13 protein-coding genes are annotated in these 18,549 nt (G+C 52.3%); 7 read left to right on the forward strand and 6 right to left on the reverse strand.

Annotated elements, in window-relative coordinates; genetic code table 11:
• The first annotated feature begins 5 nt into the window (after positions 1–5).
• The gene (gene feoC / locus LVQ77_RS14865; RefSeq protein WP_232904791.1) at positions 6–245 is read left to right on the forward strand and encodes a [Fe-S]-dependent transcriptional repressor FeoC; all 240 of its coding nucleotides are present in this window, start codon (positions 6–8) and stop codon (positions 243–245) included.
• A gap of 36 nt (positions 246–281) precedes the next feature.
• Here feoC and bioH read toward each other — a convergent pair whose 3' ends face one another.
• Complete coding sequence (bioH, locus tag LVQ77_RS14870; protein WP_232904792.1) at positions 282–1,052, reverse strand: pimeloyl-ACP methyl ester esterase BioH; 771 nt, start codon at positions 1,050–1,052, stop codon at positions 282–284.
• Between the two features lie 38 nt (positions 1,053–1,090).
• On the opposite strand from bioH, the gene gntX reads away from it, so the two are divergent.
• Both gntX and nfuA read left to right on the forward strand, forming a co-directional pair.
• Positions 1,091–1,762, forward strand: coding sequence for a DNA utilization protein GntX (gene gntX / locus LVQ77_RS14875; RefSeq protein WP_232904793.1), 672 nt, complete (start codon positions 1,091–1,093; stop codon positions 1,760–1,762).
• A 58-nt stretch (positions 1,763–1,820) separates the two neighbouring features.
• Positions 1,821–2,396, forward strand: coding sequence for a Fe-S biogenesis protein NfuA (gene nfuA, locus LVQ77_RS14880; protein ID WP_064542768.1), 576 nt, complete (start codon positions 1,821–1,823; stop codon positions 2,394–2,396).
• A gap of 747 nt (positions 2,397–3,143) precedes the next feature.
• Here nfuA and malQ read toward each other — a convergent pair.
• Both malQ and malP read right to left on the reverse strand, forming a co-directional pair.
• Positions 3,144–5,225 (reverse strand): 4-alpha-glucanotransferase, encoded by a 2,082-nt coding sequence (gene malQ / locus LVQ77_RS14885; protein ID WP_232863806.1) that lies wholly within the window; start codon positions 5,223–5,225, stop codon positions 3,144–3,146.
• A gap of 8 nt (positions 5,226–5,233) precedes the next feature.
• The gene (gene malP / locus LVQ77_RS14890) at positions 5,234–7,636 is read right to left on the reverse strand and encodes a maltodextrin phosphorylase (RefSeq protein ID WP_232904795.1); all 2,403 of its coding nucleotides are present in this window, start codon (positions 7,634–7,636) and stop codon (positions 5,234–5,236) included.
• A gap of 376 nt (positions 7,637–8,012) precedes the next feature.
• Between malP and malT the strand changes: the two genes are divergently transcribed.
• Entirely contained in the window at positions 8,013–10,721 is a 2,709-nt protein-coding gene (gene malT, locus LVQ77_RS14895; protein ID WP_232904797.1) for an HTH-type transcriptional regulator MalT, read from the forward strand.
• 41 nt (positions 10,722–10,762) lie between these two features.
• On the opposite strand, the gene glpD is transcribed toward malT, so the two are convergent.
• Complete coding sequence (gene glpD / locus LVQ77_RS14900; protein WP_232904799.1) at positions 10,763–12,271, reverse strand: glycerol-3-phosphate dehydrogenase; 1,509 nt, start codon at positions 12,269–12,271, stop codon at positions 10,763–10,765.
• A 194-nt stretch (positions 12,272–12,465) separates the two neighbouring features.
• Between glpD and glpE the strand changes: the two genes are divergently transcribed.
• From glpE to LVQ77_RS14915, 3 genes are all read left to right on the forward strand, one after another.
• Complete coding sequence (gene glpE, locus LVQ77_RS14905; RefSeq protein ID WP_064514524.1) at positions 12,466–12,795, forward strand: thiosulfate sulfurtransferase GlpE; 330 nt, start codon at positions 12,466–12,468, stop codon at positions 12,793–12,795.
• 65 nt (positions 12,796–12,860) lie between these two features.
• The gene (gene glpG / locus LVQ77_RS14910; RefSeq protein WP_151993684.1) at positions 12,861–13,691 is read left to right on the forward strand and encodes a rhomboid family intramembrane serine protease GlpG; all 831 of its coding nucleotides are present in this window, start codon (positions 12,861–12,863) and stop codon (positions 13,689–13,691) included.
• A gap of 22 nt (positions 13,692–13,713) precedes the next feature.
• Entirely contained in the window at positions 13,714–14,472 is a 759-nt protein-coding gene (locus LVQ77_RS14915; RefSeq protein WP_151993685.1) for a DeoR/GlpR family transcriptional regulator, read from the forward strand.
• Positions 14,473–14,573: 101 nt separating this feature from the next.
• Here the strand turns inward: LVQ77_RS14915 and glgP are convergent, their stop codons facing one another.
• Together glgP and glgA are read right to left on the reverse strand one after the other, a co-directional pair.
• On the reverse strand, positions 14,574–17,021 hold the full coding sequence (gene glgP / locus LVQ77_RS14920) for a glycogen phosphorylase (RefSeq protein WP_232904801.1): 2,448 nt from the start codon (positions 17,019–17,021) through the stop codon (positions 14,574–14,576).
• A 22-nt stretch (positions 17,022–17,043) separates the two neighbouring features.
• The gene (gene glgA / locus LVQ77_RS14925; protein ID WP_151993687.1) at positions 17,044–18,477 is read right to left on the reverse strand and encodes a glycogen synthase GlgA; all 1,434 of its coding nucleotides are present in this window, start codon (positions 18,475–18,477) and stop codon (positions 17,044–17,046) included.
• Between the last annotated feature and the right edge of the window lie 72 nt (positions 18,478–18,549).

Raw genomic sequence — 18,549 nt, forward strand, 5'->3', positions numbered from 1 at the left:
AAGGTATGGCGAGTTTAATTGAGATTCGTGATGCGCTGGCGCTGCAAGGCCGCCTGGATGCGACGCAAATTAGCCAACAGCTCGCCACACCTTTGCCATTGGTGAACGCCATGCTAGGTCGTCTTGAAGCAATGGGCAAAGCGATGCGCATCACCGAAGACCCGAGTGATTGCCTGACCGGCAGCTGTAAAAGCTGCCCGGAAGGTAAGAAATGTGTTCGGGAAGTGTGGGCGCTTAAGGCATGAAACTAAAAACGGCGGGCCAATCCCCGCCGTTTTCTATTAAATCTGTTTCTGAAACTCCACCACCACCCGGCAAAATTCCTGCGGATGCGAAATAAACGGCGCGTGTGCTGCTTTCGGGAAAATCACCGCTTTGCTTTGCGGCCAACGCTCATCCAGCAAGCCCGCGATTTGACGTGGTACCAGCCCATCAAGATGCCCATATAAGCGCAAGAACGGCACCGTAAGCTGACTCAACGAATCGCGCAAATCTGCCGTTTTCAGGATTTCCAGGCCGCCGTTTAGCACTTCTACAGTCGGCATAGGCTGCTCAAGCACAACCGCTTTCAGGCGGCGAGCATCCTGCCGTGCAGTTTCTGTACCCAACGTTTGCAACGCCAGAAAACGCTCCACGGTACGCTGAAAATCTTCGCTTAGTTGGTGCTGGAAGTTCGCCAGCACTTCCGGTTTGATTCCCGGCCAGTCGTCATTTGCAGCAAAACAGGGGGACGATGCAACCGTGATTAACCCTTTCACACGTTCGGGATTACCCAGCGCAATCTGACTCGCCACCAGCCCGCCCAAACTCCAGCCCATCCAGATTGCGCGTTCCGGCGCTTGCGCCAGGACAACTTCAGCCATTTCTTCAAGTGTCAGCGCGCCGAAATCCTGGCTACGGCCATAGCCCGGCAAATCGACCAGATGAAGGTGAAAATGCGAGCCGAGTTCCTCGGTAATGTAATGCCACACTTCCGCGTTCAGTCCCCATCCGTGCAGCAGCACAAGATCGACTTTTCCCTCACCTTTTGTCTGCCACCAAAGCTTGCTCATCAGTTACTGTTCTCATTTTTCTACGCAAGGAAGCGAATATGCTAACAATCCCAGGGTTGTGTTGGCTATGCCGGATGCCACTCGCGTGCGCACATTGGGGAGTTTGTTCATGCTGCGCCAAAGCATTACCCTCCCCACCGCCCTGTTGCCCGTGTTGTGGTTTGCCCAGCGCCAATACGCGTGTGGCCTGTGGTCGCTGCCTACAAAAACCGCCCGCGTGGGATTCGCTGGTGTTTGTCACCGATTATTGTTCGCCGTTAAAGCAGCTCGTTCAGCATTTTAAATTTAACGCCACCGTGGCGCTGGCTCCGGCTTTAGCGCGTTTACTGCTGCTGAAAGTGCTGGCGACCAGAGACCAGAAAGCGGATTGCATCGTTAGTGTTCCGCTGCATTCACGCCGCGTCTGGCGCCGTGGCTTTAATCAAAGTGACCTGCTGGCAAGACGCCTTGCACATTGGCTGCAATGTGACTATTTCCCACAGGGCATCAAACGAACCCGAGCCACGCAGACACAGCATCAGCTTAACGCCCGAATGCGACGCAACAATCTTAAAGGAGCTTTCAGGGTTGATTTTCCGGTGGCAGGCCGCCATATAATTATTGTGGATGATGTCGTCACGACGGGCAGTACGGTGGCGGAAATTGCGCGAATGCTGAAAAAGCAGGGCGCGGCGACTATCCAGGTGTGGTGCCTTTGTCGAACCTTGTAGACCCTCGATGATGGGCGTATTATAACCGACTAAAATAGTCAACTATTGAGCAATCGTTATGATCCGTATTTCCGATACAGCACAATCCCACTTTGCCAAACTGCTGGCAGGTCAGGAAGAAGGGACGCAAATTCGCGTATTCGTCATCAATCCTGGTACTCCAAATGCGGAGTGCGGGGTTTCTTACTGTCCGCCGGATGCGGTAGAAGCATCAGATACTGCCCTCAAATTCGAGCAGTTGACCGCATATGTCGATGAATTGAGCAAACCTTATCTTGAAGATGCTGAAATTGATTTCGTCACCGACCAGCTTGGTTCACAGCTGACGCTGAAAGCGCCAAACGCCAAAATGCGTAAAGTTTCCGATGATGCGCCTTTGATGGAGCGCGTTGAATATATGCTGCAAGCGACGGTAAACCCACAGCTGGCAGGCCACGGCGGTCGCGTTACGCTGATGGAAATCACTGACGAAGGTTTTGCGATTCTGCAATTTGGCGGCGGTTGTAACGGCTGTTCAATGGTCGACGTGACCCTGAAAGAAGGCATCGAAAAACAACTTTTGGCCGAGTTCCCTGAACTGAAAGGCGTTCGTGATTTGACCGAACACCAGCGTGGCGAACACTCTTACTACTGATTTTCACCCTCACCCCGGCCCTCTCCCGCAGGAGAGGGAGCAAAGCAAGTTCGCTCTTCTGGGCTGTCTCTTATACGCAACTTTGAAGGGCAGTTCCTGCCAATTCGGAGAAGGTTCCGTTCACCAGGCGAAAGTATATTTATGTCGCCTCGGAACAGGTGAACGTCTTAGGGTGGCCACCGTCGCCACCCTAAGAACCCGGACTCCCGGCAAATAAATCGCCGCAAGCGGTAAACCTCCATTTTGCCTCCGTGTCAGGGTCGGTTGCGATTCGTTCCCGACGATCGCGCCCTCCAGCCGTTCCCGACGGCTGGCCCCTGCCACCTGGAGTCAAAATGGAGGCGATTTAAGCCGGACCCGAAAGTCAAAGTCAAAAGCCAGATCGGTTTTGACCTTGTTCCCGGCTTCAATCGCACCGTTTTTTACCCTTCAGTTGGGGTCACGTGGTCGGGAACCACGTGAGAGAGCGATCGTCTGGAACGAATCGCGAACGACCCCGAATGTTGGGTGAAAAACGGTGTTTACCGCTTTAGCGGCGATTGATTTGCCGGGCGCCTGGATTATTAAGGAGTTGGCGTTAACTCCTTAATACGTTCACCATTTTCGGGAATTAAAGAGATAACTGAACGCACGGGTGAACGGAAAACCTGCGGGGCTTACAGATCTCGCCCCGACAAGATTGCCAGGGCGAGTTGTATATAAGAGACTGGCCTCGGGAGAAAGTTAGAGCGAGAGCGTATTACACCTTCACCTTTTCTTACGTCGCTTATCCAAATCCTTCAGCAACTTATTCACAGTTTCGTCTGCGAACATTGCTTCGAGCGATGTCGACAACTTGCGCCGCCAGTTTTTGTACTGGTAGCTGGTGCCTGGAATATTCACCGGCTCCGCCATACCTAACCAATCTTCCGGTTGCAGGCCCAACAACGCACTGTTGCTGTCGGCGATGTAGCGCTGCATTGCGCGATTAAGCGTTGAAGTCATCGCCATCAGCGAGGCTTTGTGCCCTGCTCGTTTAGGCAAACAACCATATTCGTGCAGGCTATCCAGCAAACCTTGTTTCGCACGCTCACGATCCTGATACAGCTCCGTCAGCATCTCTTCATCAGGATAAAGCCCAAGCGTTTTCCCCAGCGTCAAATCACCGCTTTCCCAGTAACCACGCAGCGTCGGTAAATCGTGGGTGGTGGCAACCGCCATCGACTGCTTCGGCCACGCTTTTGGCGAGCGGAACTGCTTTTCGTCGTCATGCTCGAAATAGAGCACTTTGTAAGAGTAAACCCCGCTATCGCGCAGTTTACCGACGATCTCAACTGGTACAGTACCCAGATCTTCACCGATCACCATGCAATTATGGCGTTTGCTTTCCAGAGCCAGGATCGACAGGAGATCGTCAACCGGGTAATGCACGTATGCGCCTTTGTCTGCGGTTTCGCCATACGGTATCCACCACAAACGCAGCATCGACATCACATGGTCAATACGCAATGCACCGCAGCTGGTCATATTGGCGCGTAGCAGCTCGATAAACGGCTGATAGGCGCGCGCAGTAATCACATGCGGGTCCATCGGCGGCAAACCCCAGTTCTGGCCTAGCGGGCCAAGAATATCCGGCGGTGCACCCACCGAGGCTTTCAGGCAGTAAAGCTCACGGTCACACCAGGTTTCAGAACCGCCTTCAGCAACACCTACCGCTAAGTCGCGATACAGGCCGATTGGCATTTTAAAGCCCTGACTGGTTTGCCAGCATGCATCGAACTGAACGTAGGCAAGGTATTGCAGCCACAGATAGAAATTCACTTCGTCACTGTGTTCGGTACAGAACTCTTTTACTTCAGGATTGTGTGCGTCGCGGAAACCTTCCGGCCACACCGGCCAGCCCCAGCGCATTTCATCTTCTTTGACCTGATAGGCATGCAGCGCATCGAACGCCGCCTGGTAATACAGGCTGTCGCCGCCTTCCTGCACAAACTTCTGGAAGGTAACAACTTGCTCATCACGCGCACCGCGCCGCGAGAATTGCTTCCACGCCATCCGCAGCGCAGCCATCTTCAGCACGGTAACGGTGGAATAATCTACCCACTGTGCATCACGAACTTCTTTAAGCATTTGCTGCGTGACCGGCATTTTCCACCAGTCTTGCGCTTCATCACTGAGCAAGAAATCATCAACCGCGTTCACATCGATATAAATCACGTTCAACCAACGACGAGACGACGGGCTGTACGGGCTGGCGCTTTCCGGATTTGCAGGATACAACGCGTGGATTGGGTTCAGGCCGATAAATGCCCCGCCGCGTTTTGCCACATCCACCAGCATGCGCTGTAAATCACCGAAATCGCCAATTCCCCAGTTATGCGCGGAACGTAAGGTGTAGAGCTGCACGCATGCGCCCCACAGTTTTTCATCCTGCATCAGAGCCGCAGGTTCATAACAGCGTTTTGGCGCAACAATCACGCGGCACTGCCAGTGGTGTTCGTTCTGGCTGACCGTCAGGTCGTGATAGCCTTCCGCCAGAGCAGAAGGGAGAGTGAGTTTTTTGCCCGCCAGCACATGACCTTTGTGCTGCTTACCGTCTTCGGTAGTCAGTTGCCAGGTGTAATCACCGTTGCCTTCCAGCACCGTCGCCATGCGAGTACCGGAGGTAAACACCAGCACATTTGCGACCGGCGTAACCGCCACCTTTTTCAAGGTGGTGGTACGGCTCATGGCTTCCAGCAAACGCTGCTTGGTGTCCGCAGGAATAGCCTGCGGTTTGCCATGGGCGTTAATGTAGTTTGGGCTAATTCCCGCCTCAAGAGCGGCGTTATCAAGACGTTTGCTGTCCATGCGTTCCCTTAGCGTTTTGCCTGCCAGATGCGTTGCTGATAATCACGGATAGAGCGATCGGAGCTGAACATGCCGCAACGTGCCGTGTTCAGAATCGCAGCGCGAGTCCATGCCTCCTGGTCGAGATACAACGCATCAGCTAATTTCTGAGCTTCGGCATAGGCGGTGAAATCGGCCATCACTAAATACGGATCGCCACCTTCTTTGCCGATACTGTGTAACATCTGATCAAAGGCGTGCTTATCGCCATCGGCGTAAATACCTTTCTCCAGCTCTTTCAGAACCGCATCCAGCGCTTTGTCTTTCTTGCGCCATTTCACCGGGTCGTAGCCTTTGGCTTTCAACGCTTTCACTTGTTCCACGGTATGACCGAAGATAAAGATGTTTTCCTCACCCACTTTCTCGGCGATTTCAACGTTCGCACCATCCAGCGTGCCGACGGTCAGTGCACCGTTGAGTGCCAGTTTCATGTTGCCGGTACCGGAAGCTTCTTTACCTGCGGTAGAGATTTGTTCAGAAATATCCGCCGCCGGGATCATCACTTCCGCCGCAGAAACGCAGTAGTCCGGCAAGAACACCACTTTCAACTGATCGCCAACGATCGGATCGTTATTGATTGCGTGCGCGACTTTGTTGATCGCAAAGATAATATTTTTAGCCAGGTAGTAACCCGGTGCTGCTTTCGCGCCGAACAGATACACACGCGGTACACGGGAAGCACCTGGGTTTTCACGAATCTCTTTGTACTGCGCCAGGATATGCAGCAGGTTCAAGTGCTGGCGTTTATATTCGTGCAGGCGTTTGATTTGCACGTCGAACAACGCATCCGGGCTTATCACGATGCCAGTGCGCGCTTTGACGAATGCCGCCAGTTTCACTTTGTTCTGGTATTTGATGTCGCGGTATTCTTTGCGGAACTTCGCGTCGTCAGCGTATTTTTCCAGCCCTTCGAGCACATCCAGATCGTTAGCCCACTCTTTCTTGAGCTTCTTATCGAGCAGCGCAGCAAGCGCTGGGTTGCACTGTTTAATCCAGCGGCGTGGCGTGATGCCGTTGGTGACGTTATGGAATTTGTTCGGCCACAACTGGTGATATTCCGGGAACAGGTCTTTCACTACCAGATCGGAGTGCAGCGCCGCCACACCGTTTACCGCAAAGCCACTGACCACGCACATGTTCGCCATGCGAACTTGTTTGTCGTAAACCACCGCCAGTTTCGCCCAAACTGCTTCATCACCCGGCCAGGTTTTAGTCACCAGTTTCTTAAAGCGTGCGTTGATCTCATTGATAATCTGCATATGACGCGGCAGCAGCGCCTTCACCAGTTTCTCGTCCCAGCACTCCAGCGCTTCCGGCATCAACGTGTGGTTGGTGTACGCGAAGGTTTTGCTGGTGATGGCCCAAGCGTCGTCCCAGCTCATCTGGTGCTCGTCGATTAATACGCGCAGCAGTTCAGGAATGGCGATAGTCGGGTGCGTGTCGTTAAGCTGAATGACTTCAAACTCCGCCAGTTCAGAAAGCTTGCGGCCCGCAAGATGGTGACGACGTAAAATATCGCCCACTGAACACGCACACTGGAAATACTGCTGCATCAGGCGCAGCTTCTTGCCGTTCAGGTGGTTGTCGTTCGGGTAGAGTACTTTCGTCAGTTTTTCAGCGTCGATACCCTGTTGTTCTGCTTTCAGGAAATCGCCGTCATTGAATTTGGTGAGGTCAAAAGGATGCGCATGTTTTGCCTGCCACAAACGCAGCGGTTGCGCCACGCCGTTACGATAGCCAAGCACCGGCAAATCCCAGGCTTCGCCGTGGAAGATAAACGCCGGCTCCCAGCGCATAGTTTTACCGTCTTTCAACACTTTGCCGCCGACGCCGACCTGCACGTCGAGCGCCGAGTTATGCTGGAACCACGGGTAGCTGCCGCGCTTCCAGTCGTCGGGCGCTTCCATCTGCTGGCCGTCTTTGAACGACTGGCGGAACAGGCCGTACTGGTAATTCAGGCCGTAACCAATCGCAGACTGGCCAACCGTTGCCATAGAGTCCAGGAAGCATGCAGCAAGACGCCCCAGGCCACCATTGCCTAGCGCCGGGTCGGTCTCTTCTTCCAGCAAATCAGTCAGGTTGATATCGAATGCTTTCAGTTCATCCGCCACTTCCTGATACCAGCCAAGGTTCAGCAAGTTGTTGCCCGTCAGACGACCAATCAAAAACTCCATTGAGATGTAGTTAACGTGGCGCTGCTTCTTCTCAGGTTTAGCCACAGGCTGCGACACCAACAGTTCTGCCAGCGCACCACTCACGGCGTGCCACCACTGTTGCTGGGTCATTTCTGAGGCTGAGTGCAGTCCATATCGCTGCCACTGACGTGTCAGTGCAGCCTGAAATTGTGCTTTATTGAAGGTCGTCTGTGACATAGGGGCTCGGGTCCTGTGATGTTCTAATTTCATTACCCGTTAGTGTGCCGGGTGGCCTGGGCTTATTCCTCCTCCTGAGGGGGATTAGGGAGGGAGGAGTAGCGGGGAGTAGCTAGAAATGTGATCGCCGCCACTTAACGGTAGGTGCTTGCTGGCAGAATGCCCACCAGCACTGAATTTTTGCTTCGACCAACTCTACGCCTCGATTGGATTCATCTAATCAATAGATTTGTGACAAAGTGCAACTTACAACGTCTGAAACCCTTAACAATCTTGCAATAAGCCGCAATCTGGTCGACCTTGTAGTTAGTATTAATTACGAAGCGTGAAAAAAATCGCATTCGTGCATATCTCATACACAGTGAAGTGATTGACCATGCTGATCCCCTCCAAATTAAGTCGTCCAGTTCGTCTGGAAAATACAGTGGTCCGCGACCGGCTGTTGATGAAATTATCAACAGCTAATAACTATCGGCTGGCGCTAATCACCAGCCCGGCGGGTTATGGGAAAACCACACTGATTTCTCAGTGGGCGGCAGGGAAAAATGAGCTAGGTTGGTACTCTCTGGATGAGGGTGATAACCAACAAGAACGATTCGCCAGCTATTTGATAGCGGCTATTCAACAAGCTACATCTGGTCATTGTGTGACCAGCGAAGTGATGGTGCAAAAACGCCAATACTCAAGCCTGACAGCCTTATTCGCACAGCTCTTTATTGAAATGGTGGAATGGCATCGCCCACTATTTTTAGTGATTGATGATTACCATCTAATTACTAACCCTGTAATTCATGAAGCTATGCGCTTTTTCATTCGCCACCAGCCAGAAAATATGACGCTGGTCGTGTTGTCACGCAATTTGCCACAGCTGGGAATCGCCAATTTACGCGTGCGCGATCAGCTGCTGGAAATTGGTAGCCAGCAACTTGCATTTACACATTCGGAAGCGAAACAATTCTTTGACCATCGGCTGAATTCTCCGCTCGAACATACCGACAGCAACAGCCTGTGTGATGATGTCGCGGGCTGGGCAACCGCACTGCAATTAATCGCGCTTTCCGCACGCCAGAACAGCAACTCATCGGCGCATCACTCTGCGCGTCGTCTTTCGGGCATTAATGCCAGCCACTTATCCGACTATCTGGCCGATGAAGTGCTGGATAATGTCGATTCGCAAACGCGTAACTTCCTGCTGCGTAGCTCAGTCCTGCGTTCGATGAATGATGCATTGATTGTGCGTGTCACGGGCGAAGAGAACGGCCAGATGCGTCTTGAAGAAACCGAACGACAGGGATTATTCATTCAACGCATGGATGACAGCGGCGAGTGGTTCCGTTTTCACCCACTGTTTGGCAATTTCTTGCGTCAGCGCTGCCAATGGGAACTGGCGACAGAACTTCCGGATATTCATCGCGCCGCCGCAGAAAGCTGGATGGCGCAGGGCTTCCCAAGCGAAGCTATTCACCACGCCCTTGCCGCAGGTGACGCCACCCTGCTACGCGACATCTTGCTGCATCATGCCTGGGCACTGTTTAATCATAGTGAACTCACGTTGCTGGAAGAGTCGTTAAAAGCGCTGCCGTGGGAAAGCCTACTGGAAAACCCAAAACTTGTTTTGCTACAGGCGTGGCTGATGCAAAGCCAACATCGCTACAGCGAAGTGAACACGCTTCTGGCGCGTGCTGAACAAGAAATGAATGTCGTGATGGACGATGTCATGCATGGCGAATTCAACGCCCTGCGTGCCCAGGTTGCCATTAATGACGGCAACCCTGACGAAGCAGAACGTCTGGCCATGATTGCTCTCGACATGCTGCCGCTTGCTAGCTTCTACAGCCGTATTGTCGCAACATCAGTTCACGGTGAAGTGCTGCACTGCAAAGGTGAGCTCACCAAATCGTTGTCTGTTATGCAGCAAACTGAGCAGATGGCGCGCCGCCACGATATGTGGCATTACGCGTTATGGGGCTTATGTCAGCAGAGCGAAATCTTACTGGCACAAGGCTTCCTTCAGTCTGCATGGGAATCGCAAGAAAAAGCCTTCGCCCTGATTGAAGAGCAGCACCTTGAGCAACTCCCCTTACATGAGTTCCTGCTCCGTATTCGTGCGCAACTCCTGTGGGCATGGTCGCGCCTGGATGAAGCTGAAGCAACCACTCGCATGGGTCTGGAAGTACTTTCAGGTTATCAACCACAACAGCAATTACAGTGCATGGCGTTATTAGTGCAATGTTCACTGGCGCGAGGCGACCTGGACAATGCGCGTAATCACCTGAACCGACTTGAAAACTTGCTGGGCAATGGTGCGTTCCATAGCGACTGGGTTTCCAACGCCGACAAAGTGCGGGTGATTTACTGGCAAATGACGGGGGATAAAAAATCTGCCGCCAACTGGCTGCGCCTGACGCCGAAGCCGGAGTTTGCCAATAACCACTTCCTGCAAAGCCAGTGGCGTAATATCGCACGTGCACAAATTTTGCTGAGTGATTTCGAACCCGCCGAAATGGTGCTCGAAGAGTTAAACGAAAATGCGCGCAGCCTGCGTTTAATGAGCGATCTTAACCGCAACCTGCTGTTGTTGAACCAGCTTTACTGGCAGGCGGGGCGTAAAAGCGATGCGCAGCGCGTGTTGCTGGAAGCACTCGCTTTAGCTAACCGTACAGGGTTTATCAGCCACTTCGTCATTGAAGGTGAAGCGATGGCGCAGCAGTTGCGCCAATTAATCCAACTCAACACACTGCCTGAGTTAGATCAACACCGCGCGCAGCGCATTTTGCGTGAAATTAACCAGCATCATCGCCATAAGTTCGCCCATTTTGATGAGAACTTTGTTAACCGTTTACTGACGCACCCTGAAGTACCGGAGCTTATTCGTACCAGTCCACTGACCCAGCGCGAATGGCAGGTTTTAGGGCTGATTTATTCAGGTTACAGCAATGAGCAAATCGCCGGAGAGCTGGATGTTGCGGCCACGACGATTAAAACGCACATTCGTAATTTGTATCAGAAGCTGGGTGTCGCGCATCGTCAGGATGCGGTGCAGCATGCGCAGAAATTGCTGAAGATGATGGGTTACGGAGTTTAAGAAATAATCCTCTCCCTAAGGGAGAGGACTGTTTAAGAGTTTTAAGACGCCAGCGATAACTTCGCCTTAACGCCCCGCTTTACTAGCCACTGCGCCACCCGCGCCTGCTGTTCTTCGGTCAACCACATCCCTAATTTGGTACGACGCCAGATGGCATCATCAACGCCACGCACCCACTCATGCTCAACCAGGTAGCGCAATTCGGCCTCGTAAAACTCATGTCCGAAATCTTCACCTAAATCACTAATGCTGGTGGCTCTGCCCAGAATCAAATCACTGTTACTACCGTAAGTACGTGAGAAACGGCGTGCCAGGCTTTCTGTCAGGAACGTGTAACGGCGGCGCAACTGCGCGGCGTAATCATCACGGTCGCCATTGATATCGCCACCCGGCAACGTACTGCCTTTGGTCCAGGCCGGGCCCATTTTTGGGTAATAGCCTTTCAGTTTATCCAGCGCGTGTTCGGCGAGTTTACGATACGTTGTGAGCTTGCCGCCAAACACAGACAGCAGCGGTGCTTTGCCCTGCTCGTCATGGATATCGAGCGTGTAGTCACGCGTGATAGCTTGTGGCGAATCAGACTCATCGTCACACAGAGGGCGCACGCCCGAATATGTCCAGACGATATCCTCGCGGCTCAGCGTCTTTTTAAAGTGCGCGTTATAAGCATTCAGCAGGTAATTAATTTCATTCTCGTCGATGTGAACATCTTTCGGATCGCCCTTATATTCCACATCGGTGGTACCAATAATAGAAAACTCATCCATCCACGGAATCACGAACACGATACGCTTATCTTCGTTTTGCAGAATGTAAGCCTGCTTCTGGTTGTGCACGCGTGGCACCACGATATGGCTGCCTTTGATCAATCGGATACCGTATGGCGAAGGCAGTTGCAGACCATCATCAAAGAAGTTCTTCACCCACGGACCGGTGGCATTTACCAGGCCACGAGCGCGCCAGGTAAAGGTTTCGCCGGTATCGATATCCTGGGCTTCAACAATCCAGTGGCCATTTTCACGACGAGCTCTGGTTGCGCGGGTACGTGTTTTCACTTCCCCACCTTCACGCGTCACCATTTGTGCGTTCGCCAGAACCAGGCGAGCATCGTCTACCCAGCAGTCAGAATATTCGAAACCGCGCACGATATTCGGTTTCAGCACCGAATCTGCACCAAAACGCAAACCGGTAGAGGCAGGCAAACTGGTGCGTTTACCCAAATGATCGTACATAAACAGGCCAATTCGAATCATCCACGCCGGGCGCAGATGTGGGCGATGTGGCAAACGAAAGCGCATTGGGAAGGCGATATGTGGCGCCATATTGAGCAGCACTTCGCGCTCGGCTAATGCTTCGCTCACTAAACGAAACTCGTAATGTTCCAGGTAGCGTAGGCCACCATGAATCAATTTCGAGCTATTAGATGATGTAGCACTGGCCAGATCCTGCGCTTCGAGCATCAACACGGATAAACCACGGCCTGCGGCGTCAGCGGCGATACCTGCCCCGTTAATTCCTCCGCCAATCACAATCAGATCTTTAGTTTCCATGTTGCCCTCACACGCTTTCGTTAAAGTTCAAATATGTTCGTTATCGCTCATACTAGCAAGACTACGCGCGGTTTGTAACGAAAAAAAAACATTACTGCGTGATATGGATAACATAATGACGTTAATATCAGCGGGCAAAGGGCTGATTCCCTTAATATGGCGTAAGCCGATTCAATAGAGTGACGAGTAAATTCATGGAAACTTTTGAGTGTATTGGTGTGGAAGAAGCACACCAGAAATTGCAGCAAAAACACGCTGTGTTAGTGGATATCCGCGATCCACAAAGCTTTGCGATGGGCCACACGCCGGGCGCGTTTCATCTGACAAATGACCGTTTAGTTGCCTTTATGCAGCAAACTGATTTTGAAACGCCGGTGATGGTGATGTGCTATCACGGCAACAGCAGCAAAGGTGCGGCGCAGTATCTGCTGCAACAGGGTTATGACCAGGTGTACAGCGTCGACGGTGGTTTTGACGCATGGCATCGCCATTTCCCGTCAGAAGTCGCGCACGGCGCTTCTTAAATCGTCAGGAAATGGCGGCGTTGCGGGTATACTGCTTCCTTTTGTACGGATTTGGTTGAAACCTTATGATCATGATTACCTCGTTTGCCAACCCGCGAGTCGCGCAGGCATTTGTCGACTATATGGCGACGCAGGGGATTATCCTCACAATTCAAACCCATGAACAAACGGATATCTGGCTGGCAAACGACAGCCAGGAATCGCGCGTTCGTGCCGAGCTTGAACAATTCCTCGCAAACCCTGGTGACTCACGCTATCTGGCAGCAAGCTGGAATACAGGTCATACAGGTGGTGGTTTGCGTTATCAGCGCTACCCTTTCCTGGCCACAATTTCGCAAAAAGCGGGCCCCTTCACGATGGTCATTATGGCCGCCTGTGTGTTGGTCTACCTGCTGATGCAAATCGTAGGCGATCGTGCGGTCATGACCTGGTTAGCCTGGCCATACAAAGACAGTTTGCACTATGAATTGTGGCGCTATTTCAGCCATGCGTTGATGCACTTTTCTATTATGCATATCGCGTTTAACTTGCTGTGGTGGTGGTATCTCGGCGGCCCGGTGGAAAAGCGCCTCGGCAGCGGTAAACTCATCACATTAACGCTGGTTTCTGCACTGTTGAGCGGTTTCGTGCAGGCGAAATTCGGCGGCCCGTTGTTTGGTGGCTTATCCGGCGTGGTTTATGCGCTGATGGGTTATGTCTGGCTACGTGGCGAACGCGATCCAGAAAGCGGCATCTATATGCAGCGCGGCCTGATGGGCTTTGCGTTATTGTGGATTGTGATAGGATTTTTCGATGTTTTAGGAATGTCGATCGCCAACGCTGCACACATCACCGGCCTGGTTGTTGGGCTCGCGATGGCGCTGGTTGATACAATGCATGCGCGAAAACGAACATAGCATTTCAGGAGAATAAAACAGCGTGAAGCAAACACAACGTCATGATGCGATTGTCGAATTGGTTAAAAAACAAGGCTATGTCAGTACCGAAGAGCTCGTCGAACAGTTTGCAGTCAGCCCGCAAACTATTCGTCGCGATCTAAACGATCTGGCAGACCAGAATCTGATCATGCGCCATCACGGTGGCGCCGCTCTGCCTTCAAGTTCTGTGAATACGCCGTGGCACGATCGTAAGGCGACCCAGACGGCGGAAAAAGAGCGTATCGCGCAAAAGGTTGCCAGCCAGATCCCTAACGGTGCCACGCTGTTTATTGATATCGGCACCACACCGGAAGCCGTCGCTCATGCGTTGTTGAATCACAGCAATTTGCGCGTGGTAACCAATAACTTGAACGTGGCTAACACGCTCAAGGTTAAAGAAGACTTCCGCATTATTCTGGCCGGCGGCGAATTACGCAGCCGCGACGGTGGCATTATCGGCGAGGCGACACTCGATTTTATCTCTCAGTTCAGGTTGGATTTCGGCATTCTGGGGATTAGCGGCATCGACGGTGACGGTTCGCTGCTGGAGTTTGATTATCACGAAGTTCGCACCAAACGCGCCATCATTGAAAACTCACGCTGCGTGATGTTGGTTGTCGATCACTCGAAGTTTGGCCGTAATGCGATGGTGAATCTGGGCAGTATTGCTTTGGTGGATGCGGTATATACCGATGCCATTCCACCAGCAGGCGTGATGCAGGTGATTGCTGAGAATAATGTGCAACTGGAGTTGTGCTGAGATTGTTTTGCGGTGGATGACGCGTTGCGTATCCACCCTACGTTCAGAATTGTAGGGCGGATACGCGCAGCGTCATCCGCCACTACTTATCCGCCCATGGATTACAATCTCACCGGCTTGATATGCCAAATCTCATCGGCGTATTCCTGAATCGTCCTGTCAGACGAGAAATAACCCATGTTGGCAATATTGTGCATGGTTCGAATGGTCCACTCTTCTGGCTGGCGATACAGCTCATCTACTCTGTCCTGGCAATCCACATAACTGCGGTAATCTGCCAGCACCTGATAGTGGTCACCAAAGTTAATCAGTGAGTCCAGCAGGTCACGGTAGCGCGTTGGCTCACCCGGGCTAAAGGTACCCGTACCGATTTGCGTCAGCACCTGGTGTAACTCTTCATCTTTCTCGTAATACTCACGCGGCTTATAGCCTTCGCGCCGTAGCGTTTCGACCTCTTCCGCCGTATTACCAAAGATAAAGATATTATCTGCCCCCACATGCTCCAGCATTTCGACGTTTGCCCCATCAAGCGTGCCGATAGTCAGCGCGCCGTTCAGGCCAAACTTCATATTACTGGTGCCGGATGCTTCAGTTCCCGCCAGAGAGATCTGCTCGGAGAGATCCGCCGCAGGGATAATGATCTGCGCAAGGCTGACGCTGTAGTTCGGGATAAACACCACTTTCAGGCGATCTTTCACGTCCGGATCATTGTTGATCACCGCCGCCACATCATTGATGAGGTGAATAATGTGTTTTGCCATGTAATACGCCGACGCCGCTTTACCGGCGAAGATATTCACGCGCGGCACCCAATCGGCTGTCGGATCGGCCTTAATGCGGTTGTAGCGCGTGATCACATGCAGCACGTTCATTAACTGACGTTTGTACTCGTGAATACGTTTGATCTGCACATCAAACAGCGCATTTGGGTTAACTACCACATTGAGCTGCTGGCCGATGTAACTTGCCAGACGCTTCTTGTTGGCAAGCTTCGCCTTGCGCACATCCTGATGCACCGTTGGGTAATCAATATGCTGTTTCAGGTCGTTCAACTGGCTAAGATCGGTACGCCAGGTGCGGCCAATATTTTCATCCAACACTTTTGAAAGCGGTGGGTTAGCTAAAGCCAACCAGCGACGTGGTGTCACGCCGTTCGTTTTATTACAAAAACGCATCGGGAAGATGGCAGCAAAATCAGCAAATAACGACTGAACCATCAGGTTGGAGTGCAGTTCAGAAACGCCATTCACTTTGTGGCTGACTACCACTGCAAGCCACGCCATACGAACTTTACGGCCATTGGATTCATCAATAATCGAAGTGCGTCCCAGTAGAGCGGTATCGTTTGGATGCTGCTCCTGAAGGGTTTTCAGGAAGTAGTCGTTAATCTCGAAGATTATCTGCAAATGGCGCGGCAGAATTTTGCCCAGCATATCTACCGGCCAGGTTTCCAGCGCCTCGCTCATCAAGGTGTGGTTGGTGTACGAGAATGCCTGGCAGCAAACCTCAAAGGCATCTTCCCAGCTGAACTTATGCTCATCGATTAACAAACGCATCAGCTCAGGAATCGCTAATACCGGATGTGTGTCGTTGAGGTGGATGGCGATTTTATCCGCCAGATTGTCATAGGTTTTATGTAGCTGGAAATGGCGGCTAAGAATGTCCTGCACTGTTGATGAGACCAGGAAATACTCCTGGCGCAAACGCAGTTCACGGCCTGAATAGGTCGAGTCATCCGGGTAGAGCACGCGCGAGACGTTTTCTGAATGGTTTTTATCTTCGACCGCCGCGAAATAGTCGCCCTGGTTAAATTTACCCAGGTTGATTTCGCTACTGGCCTGCGCATTCCACAGGCGCAGCGTGTTGGTTGCATCGGTATCGTAGCCAGGGATTATCTGGTCATACGCGACCGCAAGTATTTCTTCAGTTTCTACCCAGCGGAATTTTTTGGCTTCAAGCTGCACGCGTCCACCAAAGCGCACTTTGTAGCGTGTGTTGTGGCGCTTGAACTCCCACGGGTTACCGTACTCGAGCCAGTAGTCCGGGGACTCTTTCTGCCGGCCATCAACGATATTTTGTTTGAACATGCCATAGTCGTAGCGAATACCATAACCACGGCCTGGCAAACCGAGCGTTGCCAGTGAATCGAGGAAACAGGCGGCGAGACGACCGAGCCCGCCATTACCGAGGCCGGGGTCGTTCTCTTCGTCAATCAACTCTTCAAGATCCAGCCCCATCTCTTCCAGTGCGTTTTTGACATCCTCATAAATACCTAATGAAAGCAGCGCATTAGAGAGCGTACGGCCAATCAAAAACTCCATCGACAGATAGTAAACCTGGCGAACTTCCTGGGATAGCTGAGCACGGTTAGAACGCAGCCAGCGCTCTACCAACCTGTCACGAACCGCAAACAACGTGGCGTTTAGCCACTCATGTTTGTTCGCAATGGCAGGGTCTTTGCCAACCGTAAACATCAGTTTATAGGCGATTGAGTGCTTTAGAGCCTCAATACTGAGCGTCGGTGAAGCATAGGAAAAGGGTGCGTTCATATCAGTGATTCCTGGTGGATGGCTACAGCAAACGTTGGTACAGATCGCGGTAGGAATGCGCCGCTACCTGCCAGCTAAAATCCATGCCCATTGCCTGACGTTGAACAAATCGCCACAGCGAAGGGCGAGACCACAACACGAAGGCACGCCGGATCGCTCTTAACAGCGACCAGGCATTACTGTCTTCAAACACGAATCCACTGGCGATACCGTCAGCCAGGTTTTCCAGCGAACTGTCAGACACGGTATCTGCAAGCCCGCCTGTACGCCGCACCAATGGCAATGTGCCGTACTTAAGGCCATACAATTGCGTTAAGCCGCAAGGTTCAAAACGACTCGGCACCAGAATGACATCTGCCCCGCCTATAATGCGGTGCGAGAAAGCTTCGTGATAACCAATTTGAACACCCACCTGCCCGGGATGCTCTGCCGCCGCCGCAAGGAATCCTTCCTGCATCACCGAATCACCCGCGCCGAGTAACGCCAGTTGCCCACCTTGCTCGAGTAACCCCGGCAACGCTTCCAGCACCAAATCCAGGCCTTTCTGGCTGGTTAAACGGCTGACGACTGCAAACAGCGGCGCTTTATCGTTAACCTTCAGTCCCATCGCCACCTGCAGTTGGCGTTTGTTCTCAGCCTTTTCCTCCAGCGTGTCGCGGGTATAGCGAGCAGCCAGAAGCAAGTCATGAGCCGGGTCCCAAATTTTCTCATCCACACCGTTAAGAATGCCTGACAGCCGTCCCTCACGGTGGCGCTGGCGCAACAGCCCTTCCATGCCGTAGGCAAATTGCGGTTCGGTTATCTCGCGGGCATAAGTCGGGCTGACCGCCGTAATATGATCAGCATAGTAAAGGCCAGCTTTCAAGTACGAAATTTGACCATTGAACTCCAGACCGTTCATGTCATAGAACGACCAGGGTAGATCAATTTCATTCATATGATGGGCGTAAAACAGCCCCTGATACGCCAGGTTATGGACAGTAAATACCGATTTTGCCGGGCGACCACGCGCTTCCAGGTACGCAGGTACCAGGCCCGCATGCCAGTCATGCGCATGCACAATATCCGGGCGCCAGAAGGGGTCCAGACCACATGCCATCTCAGCGCCGACCCAACCCAACAATGCAAAACGGTGCACGTTGTCGGTGTAAGCGAACTGATTGGTGTCGTGATATGGGCTACCGGGACGATCGTATAAATGTGGGGCGTCAATCAGGTAAATTCCCACGCCGTTGAAGTGGCCATATAACAAAGTCATATGACCCGCGAAGGTGTCGCGATGTGCCACAACCTGCGCATCAACAATGCCACGACGAATGTCAGGGAAAGCAGGCAGCAAGACTCGCGTCTCAACACCGCCTGCAATTTGTGCCGCCGGTAACGCGCCAAGCACATCCGCAAGACCACCCGTTTTCAGCAGTGGAAACATTTCAGAACATACATGTAAGACCTGCATTATCGCTCCCATATGGAAAGTCGCAGCGCTCTCATCAAGTAAACTTCAGGAGCGCCAAACGATAAAACTTCA

It is taken from the genome of Buttiauxella cochleicola (genome assembly GCF_021282435.1).
Classification (GTDB): Bacteria; Pseudomonadota; Gammaproteobacteria; order Enterobacterales; family Enterobacteriaceae; genus Buttiauxella; species Buttiauxella massiliensis.

What these genes read in the sequence shown, in the direction of transcription:
- feoC (WP_232904791.1), top strand. Translation starts at nt 6, where the DNA reads ATGGCGAGTTTAATTGAGATTCGTGATGCGCTGGCGCTGCAAGGCCGC.
- bioH (WP_232904792.1), bottom strand. Translation starts at nt 1,052, where the DNA reads ATGAGCAAGCTTTGGTGGCAGACAAAAGGTGAGGGAAAAGTCGATCTT.
- gntX (WP_232904793.1), top strand. Translation starts at nt 1,091, where the DNA reads ATGCTAACAATCCCAGGGTTGTGTTGGCTATGCCGGATGCCACTCGCG.
- nfuA (WP_064542768.1), top strand. Translation starts at nt 1,821, where the DNA reads ATGATCCGTATTTCCGATACAGCACAATCCCACTTTGCCAAACTGCTG.
- malQ (WP_232863806.1), bottom strand. Translation starts at nt 5,225, where the DNA reads ATGGACAGCAAACGTCTTGATAACGCCGCTCTTGAGGCGGGAATTAGC.
- malP (WP_232904795.1), bottom strand. Translation starts at nt 7,636, where the DNA reads ATGTCACAGACGACCTTCAATAAAGCACAATTTCAGGCTGCACTGACA.
- malT (WP_232904797.1), top strand. Translation starts at nt 8,013, where the DNA reads ATGCTGATCCCCTCCAAATTAAGTCGTCCAGTTCGTCTGGAAAATACA.
- glpD (WP_232904799.1), bottom strand. Translation starts at nt 12,271, where the DNA reads ATGGAAACTAAAGATCTGATTGTGATTGGCGGAGGAATTAACGGGGCA.
- glpE (WP_064514524.1), top strand. Translation starts at nt 12,466, where the DNA reads ATGGAAACTTTTGAGTGTATTGGTGTGGAAGAAGCACACCAGAAATTG.
- glpG (WP_151993684.1), top strand. Translation starts at nt 12,861, where the DNA reads ATGATCATGATTACCTCGTTTGCCAACCCGCGAGTCGCGCAGGCATTT.
- glgP (WP_232904801.1), bottom strand. Translation starts at nt 17,021, where the DNA reads ATGAACGCACCCTTTTCCTATGCTTCACCGACGCTCAGTATTGAGGCT.
- glgA (WP_151993687.1), bottom strand. Translation starts at nt 18,477, where the DNA reads ATGCAGGTCTTACATGTATGTTCTGAAATGTTTCCACTGCTGAAAACG.